At 73.3% G+C, this 19970-nt stretch carries 13 protein-coding genes, 4 tRNA genes, 1 other RNA gene and 1 pseudogene; 8 read left to right on the forward strand and 11 right to left on the reverse strand.

Translation table 11 applies throughout. The features are described 5' to 3' along the window. Window positions 1-418: 418 nt before the first annotated feature. Together OG899_RS14105 and OG899_RS14110 are read right to left on the reverse strand one after the other, a co-directional pair. Entirely contained in the window at window positions 419-715 is a 297-nt protein-coding gene (locus OG899_RS14105; protein ID WP_125500340.1) for a type II toxin-antitoxin system VapB family antitoxin, read from the reverse strand. 1344 nt (window positions 716-2059) lie between these two features. Continuing rightward, on the reverse strand, window positions 2060-2680 hold the full coding sequence (locus OG899_RS14110; RefSeq protein ID WP_125500341.1) for an HhH-GPD-type base excision DNA repair protein: 621 nt from the start codon (window positions 2678-2680) through the stop codon (window positions 2060-2062). Window positions 2681-2999: 319 nt separating this feature from the next. Between OG899_RS14110 and OG899_RS14115 the strand changes: the two genes are divergently transcribed. Next, complete coding sequence (locus OG899_RS14115; protein ID WP_168132475.1) at window positions 3000-3221, forward strand: hypothetical protein; 222 nt, start codon at window positions 3000-3002, stop codon at window positions 3219-3221. A gap of 415 nt (window positions 3222-3636) precedes the next feature. Further along, complete coding sequence (locus OG899_RS14120; RefSeq protein WP_229814386.1) at window positions 3637-4602, forward strand: hypothetical protein; 966 nt, start codon at window positions 3637-3639, stop codon at window positions 4600-4602. 327 nt (window positions 4603-4929) lie between these two features. Here OG899_RS14120 and OG899_RS14125 read toward each other — a convergent pair. After that, a tRNA-Ser gene (locus OG899_RS14125) sits at window positions 4930-5014 on the reverse strand. Between the two features lie 73 nt (window positions 5015-5087). Here OG899_RS14125 and ffs point away from each other — a divergent pair. The 6 genes from ffs to OG899_RS14155 all read left to right on the forward strand — a co-directional run bounded on the left by ffs (window position 5088) and on the right by OG899_RS14155 (window position 14576). Continuing rightward, window positions 5088-5184, forward strand: an RNA gene (gene ffs, locus OG899_RS14130) — signal recognition particle sRNA small type. Window positions 5185-5256: 72 nt separating this feature from the next. Beyond that, a complete protein-coding gene (locus OG899_RS14135) occupies window positions 5257-7551 on the forward strand; it encodes a DNA polymerase III subunit gamma and tau (RefSeq protein ID WP_406311048.1) in 2295 nt (764 codons plus the stop codon). Window positions 7552-7872: 321 nt separating this feature from the next. Next, window positions 7873-9126, forward strand: coding sequence for a phosphoribosylamine--glycine ligase (gene purD / locus OG899_RS14140; protein ID WP_406311049.1), 1254 nt, complete (start codon window positions 7873-7875; stop codon window positions 9124-9126). Window positions 9127-9635: 509 nt separating this feature from the next. After that, window positions 9636-11867, forward strand: a complete 2232-nt coding sequence (locus tag OG899_RS14145) for a hypothetical protein (protein WP_189428438.1) — start codon at window positions 9636-9638, stop codon at window positions 11865-11867. Window positions 11868-12048: 181 nt separating this feature from the next. Further along, window positions 12049-13575, forward strand: a complete 1527-nt coding sequence (locus tag OG899_RS14150; RefSeq protein WP_189428439.1) for a N,N-dimethylformamidase beta subunit family domain-containing protein — start codon at window positions 12049-12051, stop codon at window positions 13573-13575. A 101-nt stretch (window positions 13576-13676) separates the two neighbouring features. After that, window positions 13677-14576 (forward strand): phosphoribosylaminoimidazolesuccinocarboxamide synthase, encoded by a 900-nt coding sequence (locus tag OG899_RS14155; RefSeq protein ID WP_125499828.1) that lies wholly within the window; start codon window positions 13677-13679, stop codon window positions 14574-14576. Window positions 14577-14638: 62 nt separating this feature from the next. On the opposite strand, the gene OG899_RS14160 is transcribed toward OG899_RS14155, so the two are convergent. From OG899_RS14160 to OG899_RS14195, 8 genes and pseudogenes are all read right to left on the reverse strand, one after another. Then, window positions 14639-14714, reverse strand: a tRNA-Gly gene (locus OG899_RS14160). A gap of 23 nt (window positions 14715-14737) precedes the next feature. Next, entirely contained in the window at window positions 14738-15361 is a 624-nt protein-coding gene (locus OG899_RS14165) for a response regulator transcription factor (protein WP_125499829.1), read from the reverse strand. Then, complete coding sequence (locus tag OG899_RS14170; RefSeq protein ID WP_229814388.1) at window positions 15358-16659, reverse strand: sensor histidine kinase; 1302 nt, start codon at window positions 16657-16659, stop codon at window positions 15358-15360. The genes OG899_RS14165 and OG899_RS14170 overlap by 4 nt, the downstream gene beginning before the upstream one ends. Before the next feature lie 62 nt (window positions 16660-16721). Then, window positions 16722-17537 (reverse strand): ABC transporter permease, encoded by an 816-nt coding sequence (locus OG899_RS14175; protein ID WP_125499830.1) that lies wholly within the window; start codon window positions 17535-17537, stop codon window positions 16722-16724. Then, a pseudogene (locus OG899_RS14180) lies at window positions 17534-18594 on the reverse strand (ABC transporter ATP-binding protein). The gene OG899_RS14175 and the pseudogene OG899_RS14180 overlap by 4 nt, the downstream one beginning before the upstream one ends. 268 nt (window positions 18595-18862) lie before the next feature. After that, window positions 18863-18935 (reverse strand) — tRNA-Gly (locus OG899_RS14185). Window positions 18936-19015: 80 nt separating this feature from the next. Next, window positions 19016-19087 (reverse strand) — tRNA-Gly (locus OG899_RS14190). Window positions 19088-19592: 505 nt separating this feature from the next. After that, a complete protein-coding gene (locus OG899_RS14195; protein WP_125499832.1) occupies window positions 19593-19910 on the reverse strand; it encodes an Lsr2 family protein in 318 nt (105 codons plus the stop codon). Window positions 19911-19970: the final 60 nt, after the last annotated feature.

Below are 19970 nucleotides of genomic sequence, written 5' to 3' on the forward strand. Positions count from 1 at the left end.
CATGCTCATGGGCGCAGCGTAGTGCGCCGGGAGCACGATTCCTACTAGATGATCATTCGATCCCGCCAGCAGAACCCGAAAGGTCCAACAGGCCCGGAACGGGCGGTGGCAGGACGGTGGGCAGGGGCGGTCGGACAGGGCCGTGGGCGGTGGCAGTGCTGGTGCCCGCTCGGACGAGAGGGGCGCGCCCGTGTGCAGCCGACGCGCTCATGCAGAACGGTGCGCTGTGCGGATGCGGCGCGGCATGCGCATGCGGAAGCGGCGCCGTATGCGGAGGCGGCGCGTCATACGGATGTGGCGCGTCCTACAGATGAGGCGCGCGTTCCGGCCGGGGTCGGTGCGTGCTCCGTGCTCAGACCGGTGCCGACCAGGGCCGGTACACGCGGGGTCCGGCTCAAGGAACGCGCGCCTGGGTCAGTCAGTCCAGCTCCAGCACACGCGCGTGCAGCACCTGCCGCTGCTGCAGCGCGGCACGCACGGCGCGGTGCAGGCCGTCCTCCAGATACAGGTCGCCCTTCCACTTGACGACGTGCGCGAAGAGGTCGCCGTAGAAGGTCGAGTCCTCCGCGAGGAGGGTCTCCAGGTCGAGTTGCTGCTTGGTGGTCACGAGCTGATCGAGGCGGACCGGGCGCGGAGCGACGTCCGCCCACTGCCGGGTGCCCTCCCGGCCGTGGTCGGGGTACGGCCGGCCGTTTCCGATGCGCTTGAAGATCACACGGAAAGCCTACCGGCCCGGGGGTTGCGGGCGCAGCCTCCATGACGGGGAGCGGTGCCGGTACAGCCACGGGCAAATCCGGTTGAACAGCGAACAGTTCACGTCGGACCGGGGGTTCCGCGCCGGGCTCCCGTTCCTCTGACGCCCGGCTCCGACCGGCCTGGACCGCCGCCGGACCGGCAGGCGTCGGCCGGCGCGGATCCGGCGGGTACGACCGCTTCGATCCGGCGAGAAACAATCGCTCCGATCCGGCGGGAAAAGACCGCTCCGATCCGGCGGGACATGACCGCTCCGATCCGGCGGGACATGACCGGCTCCGATCCGGTGGCGGGAACCGACTGCGCCGTTCCGGCTAGGACCGACAGCGCTGCTCCGGCCCGGTCGCTGCGCTGCTCCGGCGGCAGTCGACCGGGCCGCTGCGGTGGTCGGCCCTCAGACGTGTTCGGGCGCGTCGGCCGCGGGAGGCAGGTCTTCCGGGGCCCTCGGGGCGGGCGGACCACCGGGCGCCGGCTCCGGCTCCGGCACGCGTCCCGACTCGAGATCCGGCTCCGGCTCGGCACCTGGTTCCGGCTTCTGCTCCTGGTCCGGCTCCGGCTCCGCAGGCGGTTGTCTGCGGGTGCTGCGGACGGCCTCCGCGCGCACGAGGGCGCGCAGGGCCGCATACGGGTCGTGGGGCATGGCTGCGCTTCGCTTCCTTGCGGTGATGCGGTGAAGTACCGCGGTGCAGCGGGGTCGGAATGTCATGCGGCGGACCGACCGGTGCGGCCGGTCGGCCGCTCAGCAGCGCAGGACCACGCAGCGCAGCGCACGCAGGCCAGGGCACGGCCACAGGGGGGACGACGGACACGCGGGGGCGGGTGCCGGGCGCTCCGCGGCGCGCGACGGCGGAGCGGGTGCCGGTACGGGCGTCGGTGCGGACCGGGACACGGGCCGTGGCGGTACGCCGTCCCGCAGGCTTCCTCGCTCCGTACGCTCCGCGCAGCGCAGCACCGCGTCGGGCAGCTCCGGCTCGGCCCCGGACCCGGTGCCGCTTCCCACGGCGGTGGCCACGGCCACCGGAGCGGCGGGCGCCGCCTGTGCCCTGGCGGTGGCCGCGCCCGGTACCAGCAGAACGAGGAGCAGGACGAGCACCCGCACGCCGACGGCGCGGCCGAGCGGTCGCCGGCCGGCGGGCGGTGCGGGTGCGGTGCTCATACCGGGGGTGTCCCCGGCCCTTGTGCGCTCCTCGGCGTGTCGGACGGGCAAACCGCCCGCGCGAGCGCAGCTGAGTCACACGACGTTGACGCGGCGGGCGACGGCGCCCGTACTCCGTCAGCCGCCTGTCGGTTGCGTGTCGGTCGCCCCTCAGCTGCCCGAAGTCTTCATCCGCTGGGCCGACCGGGCGGCCTTCGCCGCCTTCGCGGCGGCTTTCGTCTCCTGCTTGAAGGCGCGCACCCGGGCCAGGGACTCGGGCCCGGTGATGTCGGCCACGGACCGGTAGGCGTCCTCCTCGCCGTACGCGCCCGCCGCCTGACGCCAGCCCTCGGGGCGCACGCCCAGCTGCTTGCCGAGCAGCGCGACGAAGATCTGGGCCTTCTGCTTGCCGAAGCCGGGCAGCTCCTGCAGCCGGCGCAGCAGTTCCGGCCCGCTGTCCGCATCGCGCCAGATCGCCTCGGCGTCGCCGTCGTAGTGCTCGACGAGGTACCGGCACAGCTGCTGGATCCGCTTGGCCATCGCGGCCGGGTACCGGTGCACGGCCGGTTTGTCCGACAGCAGCTGGGCGAAGGTCTCCGGTTCGAACGCCACGATCTCGTGGGCGTCCAGGTCCTGGGTGCCCATGCGCCGGGCGATGGTGGCGGGCCCCTTGAACGCCCACTCCATCGGGATCTGCTGGTCGAGGAGCATGCCGATCAGTGCGGCGAGCGCACTGCGGCTCAGGAGCGCGTCGGCGTCCGGGTCCTGGGCGAGGTGCAGGTCGACGTCCATGTCCCGATGGTCGCCCGCCGGCGCCCGGCACGCAGCCGGGACCGGGCCGGCCCCGCGGGCCGCGCAGCGGGTCGAGGGAGGGGGCTGAGGGCCACAGGCCCACGGGTCCGAGCGCGGCCGTACGGGCCCATGCGAGGGTCCGGCCGTCCGCTGCTCGCCGGGCCGTCCGTGCCGTCCATGCGATGACCCGCAAGTCATCAGGTTCGTCCACCCGAGCACTCCCGTTCTTCCTCCGTGACCGGGCATTTTTCGGTCGCGTTATGCCGGTGTCGCGTCACCACGGTCCGGTGTCGCGTTCGCCACGGCCTTGGAGAGAAACATGTGGAACGTCACCGTATGGACGCTGGTCGTCACGGCATTCGCCGGTGTCGCGGGCGCGGGGTTCCTGCCGCCCTACCAGTGCGGCATGCGCCGGGTCGACGTCATGGAACTGCGGCGCCGCCGGCACCTGGTCGCCGTGCTGCAGGCCAACTGCCGGGCTCGGGCTCTTCCCGCCCCTGCGGCGAGCGGTGCCGTGCCGGTCGGCGCACCGTCCCGGTGACCGATGCCGTACGGCCGGACGACGGAAGAGGCATCCGATCGCATATATCGGTTTAATCAGGCATTTCTTCACCCGTTTGCCGCGCATCCGGGGAAGTCGGGTGGCGTTAGTCGGGATATGAGTGAGGCAACCAGGGATGGGAACGTGGGGCTGCTCGCGGTGTGCGCGCGGCAGGACCCGGGTGCCGGACACGCCACGACGCAGGGATCGCACACATCCCCGCCCCGATCCGTTCACACGCCGCCCGGCAGCTCGCTGACCAGCGCGGATCTCCTTGCTGCACCGGCCGGGACCGAGATGCTGCTGCGGGACTTCCTCGAGGCGATGAGCGCTGTGGAGGCCGACCTCGCCCGCCGCTGGGTCGGCGCGGAGGAACGGTCCGCCGCATTTCGACCGGAGTAGCCGGGTCCGAGCTATGTACGACGAGCGTATCGACCGACGTCCGGGTTACTCCCCCCAGCACGCGTACCTCGGTGTCCACCCCGGCGCTCCCGACGGGCCGGCCCCCGGCACCGGACGGCACCGGGCTCCCACCCCGTTCTACCCCGGCCCTCTCGTCCCGCCGGATTCCGCCTGGGATCCCGCCGAAGAGCTGGCCTTCATGCTCCAGGACGCGATGGAGGAGCAGCGGCGCGAGACGAACTCCGCCGCCGGCAAGGACATGCCGCTCACCGGAATCCCGGACACCTCCGACGCGGCACGGTCCGCGTATGCCGGGGACGCGGATCCCCTCGGCGAGAAACGTGCCGCCACACCCCTGGAGAACCTCCAGGAGATCACCGCGCAACTCCCGCCGCTGCGGGACGTCGCTCATGGCCACCGGAAGGTCCGCGAACGCAGACGTCCGAGCAGACGCCCGGACAGACGCCCGAGCGGAGTGCGAGCCGTCAGCCATCTCATCGCCGCCCTCACCGCGGTGACCGCCTCCGCAGTGAGCTTCTTCGGCGGCGTCGTCGCCTACGACCCGTTGCGCTTCGTGGCCGTCTCCCGCATGGAGGACGGCGTCGCCTCCTGGTGGCCGCTGCTGGTGTACGGGCCGTGGCTGGTGGCGTCCCTGTCGGTGCTGCGTTCCGCCCTGTACCGGCGCCGCGCCGTCCACTCCTGGGGCATGGTGCTGCTCTTCTCGTCCATCGCGATGCTCCTGTGCGTGATCCAGGCGCCCCGGACGATCGTCGACATCTCGGCGGCCGCGCTGCCCGCCCTGGCGTCGCTCGCCTGCTTCCAGCAGCTCGTACGACAGATCACCCTGACCCGCCCGCCCCGCCGTACGGCGCCCCGTCACCGCCTGATGCGCACCCGCGCTCTCGAGATCCCGGCGCAGGACCCGGCGCTCGCCTCCCTCCGCAGGCCCGCGTCCCCCGCCGCGACGCCCGCCCCCTGACACGGGGCCCGTCCGGGCCCGTCTTGCCCCGCCCGGCCGGGCGGCCCCCCGCCGACGGCCGGGCGGGCGTCCGACGGTGGCCGGGCACGCCACCGCACCACGGAATTGCCGCACGACCCACCAGCACAGGACACGGAAGGCCGACCGCGACAGCAGCGGTCGGCCTTCCACGTCTGTTGTCCGCTCTGGTCGGCGTCTGGCGTCGCCTTCAGCATCTGTTGGGCGCGTCCGCTGTCGCGGGCGACAGACGCCGCGCGCGGACGAAGGACGCCGCGGACAACAGACGAGGGGCCCGGTCCACGTTTCCGTGGACCGGGCCCCTTGCGGCGGAGGATACGAGATTCGAACTCGTGAGGGGTTGCCCCCAACACGCTTTCCAAGCGTGCGCCCTAGGCCTCTAGGCGAATCCTCCGCCGGAAACATTACATGACGCGGGGCCGTGCTCGCGAACTCGTTCCCGACCCCGGGCATCGGGTAGTCTTGCGGGCAGCCCCTCACGCGGCGCTATCTGACTGAACTCCCCCAGGGCCGGAAGGCAGCAAGGGTAGGTCGGCTCTGGCGGGTGCGTGAGGGGCCCTTGTGTTGTGGGAGGGCCGCCGGGGACGTCCGTGCGGGCCGGGACCGTTGTCGGTGGTCGCCTATAACCTCGTAAGCGTGTCGTCTCTCGCGCTGTACCGCCGCTACCGCCCGGAGTCCTTCGCCGAGGTCATCGGGCAGGAGCATGTCACCGACCCGTTGCAGCAGGCGCTGCGCAACAACCGGGTCAATCACGCGTACCTGTTCAGCGGTCCGCGTGGCTGCGGCAAGACGACCAGCGCACGCATCCTGGCCCGCTGCCTGAACTGCGAGAAGGGCCCCACCCCGACACCCTGCGGAGAGTGCGAGTCCTGCCGTGACCTCGCGCGCAACGGGCCCGGCTCCATCGACGTCATCGAGATCGACGCGGCCTCGCACGGTGGCGTGGACGACGCCCGTGATCTGCGCGAGAAGGCGTTCTTCGGCCCGGCGCGCAGCCGCTACAAGATCTACATCATCGACGAGGCCCACATGGTCACGTCGGCCGGCTTCAACGCGCTGCTCAAGGTCGTCGAGGAGCCTCCGGAGCACCTGAAGTTCATCTTCGCGACCACCGAGCCGGAGAAGGTGATCGGCACCATCCGGTCGCGGACCCACCACTATCCCTTCCGGCTGGTTCCGCCCGGCACCCTGCGCGACTACCTCGCCGAGGTGTGCCGCAAGGAGAACATCCCGGTCGAGGAGGGCGTTCTTCCGCTGGTCGTGCGGGCCGGCGGCGGCTCCGTGCGTGACTCCATGTCCGTCATGGACCAGCTCCTCGCCGGTGCCGGGGAGGAGGGTGTGACCTATGCCATGGCCACCTCGCTCCTCGGATACACCGACGGTTCCCTGCTCGACTCCATCGTCGAGGCCTTCGCCGCCGGGGACGGCGCCGGGGCCTTCGAGGTCGTCGACCGGGTCATCGAGAGCGGCAACGACCCCCGGCGCTTCGTGGCCCACCTGCTGGAGCGGCTGCGCGACCTGCTGATCCTGGCCGCCGTGCCCGACGCCGCCGAGAAGGGGCTCATCGACGCCCCCGCCGACGTCGTGGAGCGCATGCAGGCCCAGGCGAGTTCCTTCGGGGCCGCCGAGCTGAGCCGCGCCGCCGACCTCGTCAACGAGGGGCTGACCGAGATGCGCGGCGCCACCTCGCCCCGCCTCCAGCTGGAGCTGATCTGCGCCCGCGTGCTGCTGCCCGCCGCCTACGGCGACGAGCGCTCCGTCATGGCCCGCCTGGACCGGCTGGAGCGAGGCGCGGGCGCCTTCGTGGGCGCGCCCGCCATGGGATACGTGCCCGGACCCGACGCGCACGGTGCGAGCGCCGCCGGCGCACCGATGCCCCCCGGTGGCGCGGCCGCCGCCCGGGCCGCGGTGCGCACCTCGGCCGGCACCGGAACGCAGCCCGCCCCGGGGACGGCGGCCCCGAGCGCCCCCGCCGCCGGCACTCCGGCCGCCGCTCCTGCCGCTCCTGCTCCGGCTCCCGCCGCGGGGCCCGCTGTCGCCCCGGCAGGGGGCGACCAGCAGCAGACGCCTCCGCGTCCGGCCCCGACGGCAGGACCCACCGCTCCCGCCGATGCCGGTTCCGCCGCCCCGCCCGCCACCGCGCCCGCCGCTCCCGGTGCGTGGCCCACGCCTGCGTCCCCGGGCAGCGGGCGGCGCCCCGGCGGCTGGCCGACCGCCACCGCGCCCGGCGCCGGCCTCGGTGCTCCGGCCGCCTCGCCCCAGCCGCCGGCCCCGTCCGGGCCCCCGGCGACGAACCCCGGCCCCGCCCCGGTGACCGGCGGGCTCGACCCGCGGCAGCTGTGGCCGGACATCCTCGAGGAGGTCAAGCAGCGCCGCAAGGTCACCTGGATCATGCTCGACCAGTACGCGCACGTCGCGGGCTTCGACGGCACGACCCTCCAGCTCGGCTTCCCGGGACCCGGTCCCCGCGACAGTTTCGTCAACAACGGCAGCGAGGACGTGCTGCGCCAGGCGCTGGCCGAGCGGTTCCACGTCCAGTGGAAGATCGAAGCGATCGTCACCCCGGCCGGCGGTGGCTCCGCGCCCCAGGCGACGGGCGGCGGGCCCGGCCCCCGACCGGCCACCGGCTCCTCTGCGGGAGGCGGCGGCTTCAGCGGCAGCGGTGGTTACGGCGGTGGTGCACCCGCCCAGCCGGCCCCCGCCGCTCCGGCCGCCCCGCCCCAGCCTCCGGCCCCGTCGGCCGCCGCGAGCAGCCCCGCCGAGGCCCCGGCCGCGCGTCCCGCAGCACCCGAGCCGCCGCCTCCCGTCGCGCCCGAGGACGACATCCCGGAGGACGACGATCCCGACCTCGACGAGTCGGCCCTGTCCGGCCAGGAACTCATCGTGAGGGAGCTGGGCGCGACCGTGGTCGACGAGTACACGACGGAGTAGCGGCCGCAGGGCCACCCCGCCCGGCGCCACGGCGGGCTGCCCGCGGCCGGACCGGCGGGTTGCCCGCAGCCGGATCCACCGCCGCAGCCATGGGCCAAGCCATGGGCACCGGCCTCAGCGGCAGCCCCCGGCCCCAGCCCCAGCCCCAGCCTCATAGGCACCACTCCCAGCCGCAGTCGCTGCACCGCGCCGCGACCCCCACAGCCGCGGCCACAGCGCAGGTCGCTCTCGCGGCGTTCGGAGGAACACACAAAGACCGTGCGCCCCGCTCCTTCGGCGGCCCGTACAAAGCGCCGGTCTAGCTGCCGTTAGGCTGGCCCCGTGAAGGTCCTCGTCATCGGTAGCGGTGCCCGCGAGCACGCCCTGTGCCGTTCCCTGTCCCTCGACCCCGCCGTCACCGCGCTGCACTGCGCGCCCGGAAACGCCGGCATCGCGGAGATCGCCGAGCTGCACCAGGTCGACATCCTCGACGGCGCGGCCGTCTCCGCGCTGGCCACGCGGCTCGAAGCCGACCTCGTGGTCGTCGGCCCGGAGGCCCCGCTGGTCGCCGGGGTCGCCGATGTGCTGCGCGAGGCGGGCATCCCGGTGTTCGGGCCGTCCAAGGAGGCCGCCCGGATCGAGGGTTCGAAGGCCTTCGCGAAGGACGTGATGGCGCACGCGGACGTGCCCACCGCCCGGTCGTACGTCTGCACGAACGCCGAGGAGGCCGACTCCGCCCTCGCCGCCTTCGGCGCGCCCTATGTCGTCAAGGACGACGGCCTCGCCGCCGGCAAGGGCGTCGTCGTCACCGACGACATCGAGGCGGCGAAGGCCCACGCGGCGCGCTGCGAGCGAGTGGTGATCGAGGAGTACCTCGACGGCCCCGAGGTGTCGCTGTTCGCCGTGACCGACGGCGAGACGGTGCTGCCGCTCCAGCCCGCCCAGGACTTCAAGCGTGCCTTCGACGGCGACGCGGGCCCCAACACCGGTGGCATGGGCGCCTACTCCCCGCTGCCCTGGGCCGACCCCGCGCTGGTGGACGAGGTCGTACGGACCGTGCTCCAGCCGACGGTCGACGAGATGCGCCGCCGCGGCACCCCGTTCGTCGGGCTGCTCTACGCCGGTCTCGCGATCACCAGCCGCGGCGTCCGCGTGATCGAGTTCAACGCCCGCTTCGGCGACCCCGAGACGCAGGTGGTCCTGGCCCGGCTGCAGACGCCGCTGGCCGGTGTCCTCATGGCTGCCGCCACGGGCCATCTCGCCGATCTGGAGCCCCTGCGCTGGAGCGACGAGGCCGCCGTCACCGTGGTCGTCGCCTCCCACAACTACCCGGGCACCCCCCGCACCGGCGACCCGATCACCGGCCTGGACGAGGTCGCCGCCCAGGACGCCCCGCACGCCTATGTGCTGCACGCCGGTACCCGGCGCGAGGGCGACAGCGTGCTGAGCGCGGGCGGCCGCGTCCTGTCGGTCACCGCGACGGGCAAGGACCTGGCCGAGGCGCGTGACCGCGCCTACACCGCCGTCGGCCGCATCCACCTGGACGGCTCTCACCACCGCACGGACATCGCCGCCAAGGCGGCGGCAGGCGCCTGACGGCCACGGAGGTCCGGTGGCCACCGACGTCCGGTGGCCACCGGCGCCTGGACGACCAGCTGACGTGACGACCACCGGCGGCTCGATGGGCACCTGACAGCCCACGGGCGCCTCCCTCGCTGCCGCTCGGGCCGCCTCGAGGCAGCCCCTCTCCCGCCCCCTGGCGCCCGGACCATCTCATCCCAGCCCCTCTCCCGGCCCGGGACTCGGCAGCGGCTTCCCCCTCCCCTCCCCTCCCATCTCCCATCCCTCGGACTCGTCCGTCACGCACTGCCCCCGCCGAGCCCAGGCCTGACCCTCGCCGTCTGTCGCTCACCTTTGCCCAAAGCCATTCCATCGAGTGACCGAAAGCGCATACGCCTGACGGGGGGCGGAGGCCCCAACTAGGGTGCGGCGCAGGCGTTCCGGCACTTGGCCCACTGACATTGCGATGTCGGTGGTGGGTGTCACAGTGGGGGAGTGAGCACCACAGGGCCGTCAGGACCGTCGGGAGGGGGTGACGTCCGGCCGTGACCGGGATCGGGGTGGAAGCAGGGCTGCAGGCCGCGCGCTCCCGCGCCCTGGCCGTGCTGCATGTGCGCAGCCGGGCGGTGGCCGTCGCGCTGCTGCCCGCCGCCTGTGCCGTGATCCTCCTCGCCGGGCGTCCCGCCGGCCATCTCCTCGGGCCGCACTGGGACCTCGCCCGCTGGGTGGTGGGCGTCGTCGCGCTCGTCGTCCTGCTGGCCGCAGCGGGCGTCGGACTGGTGGTCGCCCGGGCCCGCCCGGCCGTGACCCCGACGGTGCCGATCCCCGAGGAGTCCGCGCCGGACCTGTACCGCCTGGTGCGCGACCTCGCCGAGCGCCTCGATGTGCCGACCCCGTCCGCCATAGCGCTCACCCCGGACTGCGACAGCTGGCTGGAGGACCGCACCCATCCGGCCCACGGGCCGCCGGACGGGCCGGGGCCCAGCGGGCGGCGGGAGGCGCCGGGCGGCCGACGCGGCCGGTCGTGGTCCCGCTCCCGGCGGGAGCCGGCCGCGCCCGTCCTCGTCATAGGCTCCCCGTTCCTGTGGTGGATGCGCGTCGGCGAACTGCGTGCCGTCCTCGCCCCGGTGGTGGCCGGCACGGGCCCTTCGGCGCACCCGGACATATCTGCGGCCCGCCGGTTCGTGCGGGGGCTGGACGCGGCGGCGGCCGTCGCCGCTCCCGGTCGCCGTTTCCCGCTCGGCCCGGTGTGTGCGGTGGTGGCCTGGGTGGCCCGGCTGCTGCTGCGGGCCTGCAGCGGGCCGGCGGCCGCGATGGAGCGGGCGGTGGCGGCCGCCGCGGCCGAGCGTGCACAGGCTGTGGACTACGGGCTGCGGATCGTCGCCCAGGAGCAGGTGGGCCTGGCCTACGCCGGCTGGGACCGGCTGCTGACCCGGGTGGCGCTGCCCGCCTGGCGCATGGGGCGCTGGCCCTCCCGGCTGGACGCGGGCGTCGTGGCGGCCCTCACCGAACTCTCCCGCCGCGACCGGCTGGCCGAGGGCTTCGCCTCCCGGCTCGGCGAGCGGCCCGCCTGCGATCTGCTGGAGGAACCGGGCGCGGTGGACGAGGCCGCCTCGCTGCTGGCCGCGCGGCTGTTCAACGGTGGCCCGGCCGAGCAGGGGCCGCACTGGTCGCCGGTGGACTGGCAGGAGTACGCGCAGGAGGTCGTCGACCGCAAGTGGCGCACCGACGCGGCCCGCCTCCACCGTGTCCTGGACACCCTCGGCGTCCTGGACTCCGGGTCCGGGTCCGCAACCGGTGACGCGTACGGCCCGACCCTGGCCCGCGTACTGGACCATCTGTCCGATCCCGTCCCGCCGCTGCCCTCGCCGCCGTCCGCACCGCCGCCGTCCGCGACCCCGCCCGCCCCCGCCGCACCGGCCTCCGACGTACCGCTTTCCGATACGCCGGTCGCCGACGAACCGTTCTCGCGTGTACCGCTCTCCGACGCGCCGGTCGCCGACGAACCGCTCACCCACGGACCGCTCTCTGACGCGCCGCTCCCCGACGTGCCGGTCGCCGACCGGGCCTCCGCCCCGGCGTCCGAGGGGACCGAGCCCCGCACCACCGCTCCCGCCCCGGGCATACCGGCCACGGCCCCGGCACCCACGGCCCCCGCAGCGGCGGACGGCCAGGCCACCGGCCGGCCGGAGCGCACCCCCGCGGGGCAGGGCCGGGAGCACCTCGAGGACGAGCCGTGTCGTGGCGCGCCCTTCTCCCCGGAGCGGAGCGCGCCGGAGACACCTCCGACGGAGATACGTCCGGCGGAGACATCTCCGGCGGCCCGGCGGGACCTCGATGACGAGGACGACCTCGCCGGATGCGGCAACGAGCGGTGCGCGGCCCTCGCGGCCGGCCTGAGCGCCGAGCTGGCCCGCGAGGAGGCGATCGCGCCGACCTCCCGGACCCCGTCCGCTTCCTCCGTCGGCCGGCCTCTGGGAGCGTCGAGCTGGGACGGGGGCGCACTGCCGCTGCTGCCGCTCCAGCCGCCGCGCACCGGTCGGGACCTGTTGGCCGAGCACGTCACCGCCATGGTGTGCTGCGCCGCGATGGACACCGTAGGAGCCGCTCCCGCCCTCGACTGGCTCGACGGCCCCACCCTGATCGTCAACGGGGAGAGGGCCACGGACCTCGCCCCCCGGGTCCGCGCCCTGGTCGAGGACGGCGACCCGGCGCCGCTGCGGACCTGGCTGCTCGACTCGGGCATACGTCCGGAAAAGCCGGTGCGACTGGTCTGACCTGGGCCTGAGCCCCACCGCCGACGGGCCGGTCGGACGCAGCGCTTCCACTTTCGGTCAAATCGCAACGACAGGTGACCGCATACGCGCATTGTGTGATGTGCTGGGACCGGCCGCGCATATGGCAAGGGCACACGACAGACGCCACATCGGCCGTGGGGGACCAGGGAGGGGAACGGCCATGGGATCGGAGCGCGTCCGGCGCTGGGAGTCAGGCGCCCTCGCACGTGCCGTGACGGACCCCTTCGGTCAGGGACCGCTGCCCTGGCTGCGCGGCAGCGAGCTGTACTTCGACGACACCGGGCGCATGGTGCCCTGGTACGTCGACACACCTCCGTCGGCCGGCGCCACGTCCCCCCGGGCGACCGCGACCGCGACGGCACCTCGCATCCCGGCCCCGCGTTCCTCCGACGACGGGCCCTGGCCCCGCTCCGCCGACGACGTGCACTGCCAGATCAAGGGCTACGCCTCCACCGGCTCCGTCGCCCCCGGCGAGGCGATCGACTTCCACGTCACTGTGAACCCGCCGCAGCAGTTCAGCGTGGACGTCTACCACATCGGCCATTACAACGGCGACGGCGCCACCAAGATCACCTCCAGTCCGCGGCTGTCCGGCATGTCCCAGCTGCCGCCGCTGGCCGCCGACCGCACCGTCTCCTGCCACCACTGGTGGCTGTCCTGGCGGCTGCCGATTCCCTCGTACTGGAGCTCCGGCGCCTATGTGGCCGTCCTGACCACCGTCGACGGCCATCGCTCCCACATCCCGTTCACCGTCCGCGCCACCGCACCGGCGGACCTGCTGCTGGTGCTGCCGGACGTCACCTGGCAGGCCTACAACCTCTTCCCGGAGGACGGCCGCACCGGCGCCAGCCTCTACCACGCCTGGGACGAGGACGGCCGCCTGCTCGGCGAGGCGGACGCCGCGACCACGGTCTCCTTCGACCGCCCCTACGCGGGCTCCGGTCTGCCGCTGCACATCGGCCACGCCTACGACGTCATCCGCTGGGCCGAGCGCTACGGCTACGACCTCGCCTGTGCCGACGCCCGCGATCTGCACGCCGGCCGCATCGACCCCACCCGCTACCGGGGCCTGATCTTCCCCGGTCACGACGAGTACTGGTCGGTGCCCATGCGCCGCACCGTCGAGCTGGCCCGCGACCAGGGCACCTCCTTGGTGTTCCTGTCCGCGAACACCATGTACTGGCAGGTGGAGCTGGGCCCTTCCCCGACCGGCGCGCCCCACCGGCTGCTGACCTGCCGCAAACGCAAGGGGCCCGGGAAACCGGTGCTGTGGCGGGAGATCGACCGCCCCGAGCAGGAGGTGCTCGGCATCCAGTACGCGGGCCGGGTGCCCGACCCGCACCCGCTGATCGTCCGCAACGCCGGCCACTGGCTGTGGGAGGGGACCGGCGCCGGGGAGGGCGACAGCATCGAGGGCCTGGTGGCCGGCGAGGCCGACCGCTACTTCCCGCGCGCCCCGCTCCCCGACCACCAGGACCGCATCCTGCTCGCCCACTCCCCGTACATCGACGAGGCCGGGGTGCTGCGCCACCAGGACACCTCCCTGTACCGGGCGCCGTCCGGCGCCCTGGTCTTCGCCTCCGGGACGTTCGCCTGGTCCCCGGCGCTGGACCGGCCGGGCCACGCCGACCCCCGCATCCAGCGGGCCACCGCCAACCTCCTGGACCGCATCTGCAAACGGGAGTGACCCCGGCGCGGCCTTTCTCCGTTCCCGCGGCCACCCGCTGTCCGCCGTCTTGGTCCGATACGGGAGAATCGAACCATTGGACAGAACCACGGGGAGGAACCGTGTCCGGATTCGTCGAAAAACCCGAACCGATCCAGGTCCCGGGTCTGGTGCATCTGCACACCGGCAAGGTGCGCGATCTGTACCGGAACGAGGCGGGAGACCTCGTCATGGTCGCCAGCGACCGCATCTCCGCCTACGACTGGGTGCTGCCCACCGAGATCCCCGACAAGGGACGCATCCTCACCCAGCTGTCCCTGTGGTGGTTCGACCGCCTGGCCGACCTCGTCCCCAACCATGTGATCAGCACCGAGCCGCCCGAGCATGCTCCCGCCGACTGGGCCGGCCGCACCCTGGTGTGCACCTCGCTGCGCATGGTCCCCGTGGAGTGCGTGGCCCGCGGCTACCTCACCGGATCCGGACTCGCCGAGTACAACGCCTCCCGCACGGTCTGCGGGCTCGCCCTGCCCGAGGGGCTCGTCGACGGCTCCGAGCTGCCCGCCCCGATCTTCACCCCGGCCACCAAGGCCGAGGTCGGCGACCACGACGAGAACGTCTCCTACGAGGAGGTGGCCCGGCAGGTCGGCGCGGAGACGGCGGCTCAGCTGCGCCAGCTCACCCTCGCCGTCTACAGCCGGGCCCGGGACATCGCCCGGGAACGCGGCATCGTTCTCGCCGACACCAAGTTCGAGTTCGGCTACGACGGGGACCGGCTGGTCCTGGCCGACGAGGTGCTCACCCCGGACTCCTCCCGGTTCTGGCCGGCCGACTCCTGGCAGCCGGGCCGCCCGCAGCCCTCCTACGACAAGCAGTTCGTCCGCGACTGGCTGACGTCCCCCGAGTCCGGCTGGGACCGCACCGGCGAACAGCCCCCGCCGCCGCTGCCCGAGCAGGTCGTGGAGGCGACCCGCGCCAAGTACATCGAGGCCTACGAGCGGCTCACCGGCACCAGCTGGTCGTGACGGCCCCGGCCGTCACCCGGGCACGACGAAGCCCCCGGCCGATCAGCCGGGGGCTTCGCTTCTGGAGCGGACGACGAGGCTCGAACTCGCGACCTCAACCTTGGCAAGGTTGCGCTCTACCAACTGAGCTACGTCCGCGTTGCGCGCTTGCGCGACAGCAACTATACCCAACCTTGCTCGCGTGCGAGACGCACGGCCGCATGCCGGTTCTCCACGCCCAGCTTGGTCACCGCCGACGACAGGTAGTTCCGCACCGTCCCCGGGGACAGCGAGGCCCGCTCGGCGATCTCCGCGACCGGCGCTCCGTCGGCGGCCAGCTCCAGCACCTCCGCCTCGCGCGGGGTCAGCGGCGAGTCCCCGGCGGAGATCGCGTCCGCGGCCAACTCCGAGTCCACATACCGGTGTCCGGCGTGCACCGTACGGATGATCTCCGCCAGCCGCTGGGCGCTGACGGTCTTCGGGACGAACCCGCGCACCCCGGCCGCGAGCGCACGTTTCAGGTGACCGGGCCGCCCATGGCCGGTGACGATCAGCACCGCGCAGTCGGGCAGCTCGGCCCGCAGCGATGTGGCTACTGTCACACCGTCCGCGCCCGGCATCTGCAGGTCCAGCACCGCGACGTCCGGCCGGTGCGCCCGCGCCATGGCCAGCGCCTCCGGCCCGCTCGCCGCCTCCGCGACCACCACCAGGTCGTCCTCCAGCGACAGCAGCGCGACGAGCGCACCGCGGATCAGATGTTCGTCGTCGGCCAGGAGTACCCGCACGGGCGCGGGGGGCGTCGTCATCGGGTGACCTCGCTCACAGGGGTCGTCTTGCTCGGGACAGGGCGGGCCGGCGGCTTGTTCGGGGGCAGCGGCACCTCGGCGGTCAGCCGGAACCGGCCGCCGTCGGCGGGTCCGGCCCGCAGGGTGCCGTTCAGGTCGGCCAGACGTTCGCGCAGCCCGGCCAGACCGGAGCCGGCCAGACCGGAGCCGGGCGGGCCGGCGGGCGAGGACTCGGGCAACCCGTCGTTCTCGACGGTCAGGACCGCGCGGCCGTCGGTGACGTCCACGGTCACCGCGCACCGACGGGCGTCGCCGTGCCGCAGCACATTGGTGGCCGCCTCGCGGACCACCCAGCCGAGCGCGGACTGCACCGGTGCGGGCAGCCCCTCGGCCGAGCCGCTGATCGTGCAGTCGATCCCGGCGGCGGTCAGGACGCCCTGGGCGCCCGCGAGTTCCGCGCCGAGGTCGGCCCCCCGATAGCCGCGGACCACGGCCCGCACCTCGCGCTGCGACTCCTGCGCCAGCCGCTGCACCTCGATCATCTGCTCCACCGCCTCGGGCCGCCCGCGCCGCCCGAGCTGCACCGCCAGCTCGGCCTTCAACGCGATCACCGCCAGATCGCGGCCCATCACGTCGTGCAGGTCCCGCCCGAAGCGCAACCGCTCCTCGGCGACGGCGAGCCGGGCCTCCACGTCGCGCGCCCGTTCGGCCTCCCACAGCACGGACAGGGTCCAGGCACTGCAGCGCGATGCCAGCAGCGAGAAGCCCGCGCAGAAGGCGACCATGAGACCGGTCATGACGATGTCGGCGACCCTTCCGCCCGCCAGTGCCACTCCCGCCATGAGCAGCACGGCCAGCACAGCGGACCGGCGCAGGAACACCCGTATCGGCACCACCAGCCCGTACGTCTGGCCGAACGGCACCAGTACGCCACCGAGCGCCAGCCGTGCGATCCATGAGGCGATCCCGCCGATCGCGGTCAACACCAGGAGTAGCACCAGGGCCAAGCCCAACAGGGCGAGAGGTGCTTTCAGGACGGAGGCGGACAGCGTGCGCCGGCCCAGGTAGTGGTCGAGCGCGGGCCGGGTGAGCGCGTTGGCGACCGCGCACTGCAGCATGTTTGCGGCCAGCAGCAGCCCGACCAGAACGACGGGCAGCGGCCGGTGGCGCAGGTCGCCGGCCACGGGCAGCACCAGCCAGACCAGGGAGAACACCCAGACCGAGGTGTACCAGCCGAGCACGCTGTGCATCTCGACGCGTTCGGCTTTGCTGCGCTGCCGCCAGGTGTGCTGCTGCCACTGCCGTATCCTGCCCAGCACCGTTGCTCCCCCTGCCCGCTGAGCCGGCTGCCGTGCCCGGCCCAGGCCGTTCCTCCGCGCGTTCAGCGCCGCGGCTCCCACCGGAACCACCGCCGTACAGCAAACACCGCGACCCCCGTCCAGGCCAGCGCGACCAGTGCCGCGCGTGCCACCTCGGCCGCGCTCGGTTCACCGGTCCAGCCACCGCGCACCAGCGTGATCACCGGGCTGAGCGGCAGCAGCCCGAGCACACGGGCCGGCGTATCCGGCATCATCTCCAGCGGCACGCTCATCCCCGAGCCCACGAACGACAGCATGATGAGCGGGATCGAGCTGACCTGGGCGCCCTCGGTGGTCCGGGTGAACGCCGCGGTGACCGCCGCCAGGGACACGCACAGCGACAGCCCCAGGGCCAGTCCGAGCGCGGCGAGATGCGGTGCACGCGGGGCGGGCAGGTGGAGCAGCACTGTGCAGGCGGCCACCAGGATCAGCGACTGCGCCACGGCCGTGACGACGGCCGGGATCGAGGCACCCGCGAGGATCTCCGCATCGCGCGGTTCACCGGTGCGCAGCCGTTTCAGCACGAGCTGCTCGCGTCGGCCGACGAACACACCGACCAGCGTGGCGTACACGGCGAACAGCAGCGAGGCGCCGATCGCCGACGGCAGCACGACCAGTCCGACGGTGAGCCCGGCGTCTCGCAGGTCCAGCTTTCCGACCGCCGACCGGATGCTGAACGGCAGGACCAGCGGCACGAAGACGGCCGACACCAGCGTGCCCCTGCTCCGCAGGAACAGCGTCAGCTCGGCCCGGGCGAGCGCGGCCATGCGCCCGGCCGCGGTCGTGGTCAAGGGGGAGCGGCCCGAGCGGGCCGTGGCCATGGTCGGAACGGTGCTCATGCCGCGCGCTCCTTGTCCTGCTCGCCGTTCTGCCCACCGGCCGCAAAGAGTCCTCGCCGCGCCGCCGCAAAGGCGCCTCGCTGTGCCACCGTCGAGGCATCGTGTGGTGCCGCCGGTGCGGACGACTCCCGGGCGATGCCGAGGAACGCCTCCTCCAGGGAGGCCGACCGGACATCCAGCTCGCGCAGCTCCACTCCGGCCCGCCGGGCCCACAGCAGCAGTTCGGTGGCCGTGCGCTGCAGCTGACGTGTGTGCAGCCGGATTTCGTCGGCCCGCGTCTCATGACCGCACACCCCCAGTTCCGGCAGTGGGGGAAGGTCTCCCAGGGCGTAACCCTCAGGCAGGCGGAAGGAGATGCGGGAGGGCTGCGCCGCCGTCACCTCGGCCGGGGGGTGCCCAGGGCGGCGATGCGCCCCGCGTGCAGGATCGCGAGGCGGTCGGCGAGAGCCTCGGCCTCTTCCAGGTAGTGGGTGGTGAGCAGCACGGTCGTTCCCGCGTCCCGGAGCGACCGCACCAACTCCCAGGTGTCGCGGCGTCCTTCGACGTCCAGACCGGTCGTGGGCTCGTCCAGGAACAGCACGTCGGGCCGTCCGAGCAGCGCGAGTGCCAGGTCCAGCCGGCGCCGCTCCCCGCCGGACAGCTGCTTGACCCGTACCGTGGCCCGGCCCTGCAGGCCGACGAGCGCCAGCGCTTCCTCGACCGGGCCTGCCCCGCTCACACAGCCCGCCCACATCCGCAGGGTCTCCGTGACGGTCAGCTCGGCCGGGAAGCCGCCCTCCTGCAGCATCACCCCGGTGCGGGGCCGGACCATGTCCCGCTCGGTGTACGGGTCGTGGCCCAGCACGCGTACCCGGCCCGAGGCCGGGGGCGCCAGCCCTTCCAGCAGCTCCACCGTCGACGTCTTGCCCGCGCCGTTGGTGCCCAGCAGCGCGAAGATCTCGCCGCGTTTCACGTGAAACGAGATGCCTCGAACAGCTTCGAACCCGCCCCCGTACACACGGCGCAGATCGGTGACTTCGATCACATGCTCGCGTTCCGTGCATTCCGTTGATCCCATGGGCCCAGCGTCCCGCCCCAGGGGATCCGGCGGCAGTGCGCAATGTCATCACGCGACATGACACATGTCAGGGTGCCGGGCCGAACCGGGCCGGGCCGACGCACCGGTGGTCAGCGGGCAGACGAACATAGCGAACGGCACGCACGTGCCACCTGTGAAACAGGGCACGCAGGTGCCACCCGCGGAGAAGTGCACCATCGGCGCGCGGGTGGGAAAAGGCAGACACATGAGAAAGACCCCGATCCGAAGACCGGGGTCTTTCTTCCCGAGCGGACGACGAGGCTCGAACTCGCGACCTCAACCTTGGCAAGGTTGCGCTCTACCAACTGAGCTACGTCCGCATTGCCTCCGACCGGCTCCCACCGATCGGTGCGGGCACCAGCTTACCTGATCCACCGGAGTGGTCGGGACCGCGGTGCAGAGCGGGTGACAGGAATCGCACACTGCGCCTTCCCCCTGGAAGGGGGATGTTCTACTACTGAACTACACCCGCAGGTACTCCGTGGGTTTCGGCCTTTCGGCCTCGCCCCTCGGCGTGCCTCAGACATTAGCTGATCAACAGGGGGGTAGCGCAAGTCGGTTGCCGGCGGGGGCTGCTGACGGTCCTTGAGGTCGCCACCGGGGGCGGCGCATCGAGGCGGACGGCCGCACGCGGCCGGGGTGCGGACAGGCGCAGCAGGCGCACACCGTGGCGCCCGTCCGGGGCCGAGACCGACCCCCCGACTCCGTCGGCCGGAACGGCCGGCCAAGGCGACCACGGAACGCTCAGGCAGGCCAGGGAGACCAGGGAGACCGAGGCTGCCAGAGACGCCGGCGGCCAAGAACCCCGGAAGTCGGTGAACCCGAGAGTCGGGCACCCCGGAAGCCAGGCATCCCGGAAGCCGGGCGTCCCGGAAGCCGGGGAGCCAAGGACCGGGAGCCACCGGAGATGCCGACCCCGGAAGTCCCGAGCGCATCAGCTCCCGGCGACCCGAAGCCCGCGGGACCGCGACCGGCCCTCAGTGGGCCGCGCTGAACGCCTCGTACACCTTCTTGGGGATGCGCCCACGCGCCGGCACGTCCATCTTGTGGGCCTTGGCCCAGGCGCGGACGGCCGCGGGGTCGGGGGCGACCTGCGTCTGGCGGTACGCCTTGCCGGAGCGGGCGCGCTTGCGGCCGGCCTCCACGTAAGGCTCGAGCGCCTGACGCAGTTTCTTCGCATTGGCTCGATTCAGGTCGATCTCGTAGAACGCGCCGTCGAGTCCGAAGGCGATCGTCTCCGCCGCTTCCGAGCCGTCGATGTCGTCAAAGAGAGTGACCACGACACGCTGCGCCACGAATATCGGTCCCTTCGTGCGACACCTCTGCGCGCCAGTGCTCGGCCATGACCTGGGAGC

This window comes from Streptomyces thermoviolaceus, from assembly GCF_045209695.1.
GTDB classification, from domain to species: domain Bacteria; phylum Actinomycetota; class Actinomycetes; order Streptomycetales; family Streptomycetaceae; genus Streptomyces; species Streptomyces thermoviolaceus.

What these genes read in the sequence shown, in the direction of transcription:
- OG899_RS14150 (WP_189428439.1), top strand. Translation starts at nt 12,049, where the DNA reads ATGGGATCGGAGCGCGTCCGGCGCTGGGAGTCAGGCGCCCTCGCACGT.
- OG899_RS14110 (WP_125500341.1), bottom strand. Translation starts at nt 2,680, where the DNA reads ATGGACGTCGACCTGCACCTCGCCCAGGACCCGGACGCCGACGCGCTC.
- OG899_RS14165 (WP_125499829.1), bottom strand. Translation starts at nt 15,361, where the DNA reads ATGACGACGCCCCCCGCGCCCGTGCGGGTACTCCTGGCCGACGACGAA.
- OG899_RS14120 (WP_229814386.1), top strand. Translation starts at nt 3,637, where the DNA reads ATGTACGACGAGCGTATCGACCGACGTCCGGGTTACTCCCCCCAGCAC.
- OG899_RS14175 (WP_125499830.1), bottom strand. Translation starts at nt 17,537, where the DNA reads ATGAGCACCGTTCCGACCATGGCCACGGCCCGCTCGGGCCGCTCCCCC.
- OG899_RS14115 (WP_168132475.1), top strand. Translation starts at nt 3,000, where the DNA reads ATGTGGAACGTCACCGTATGGACGCTGGTCGTCACGGCATTCGCCGGT.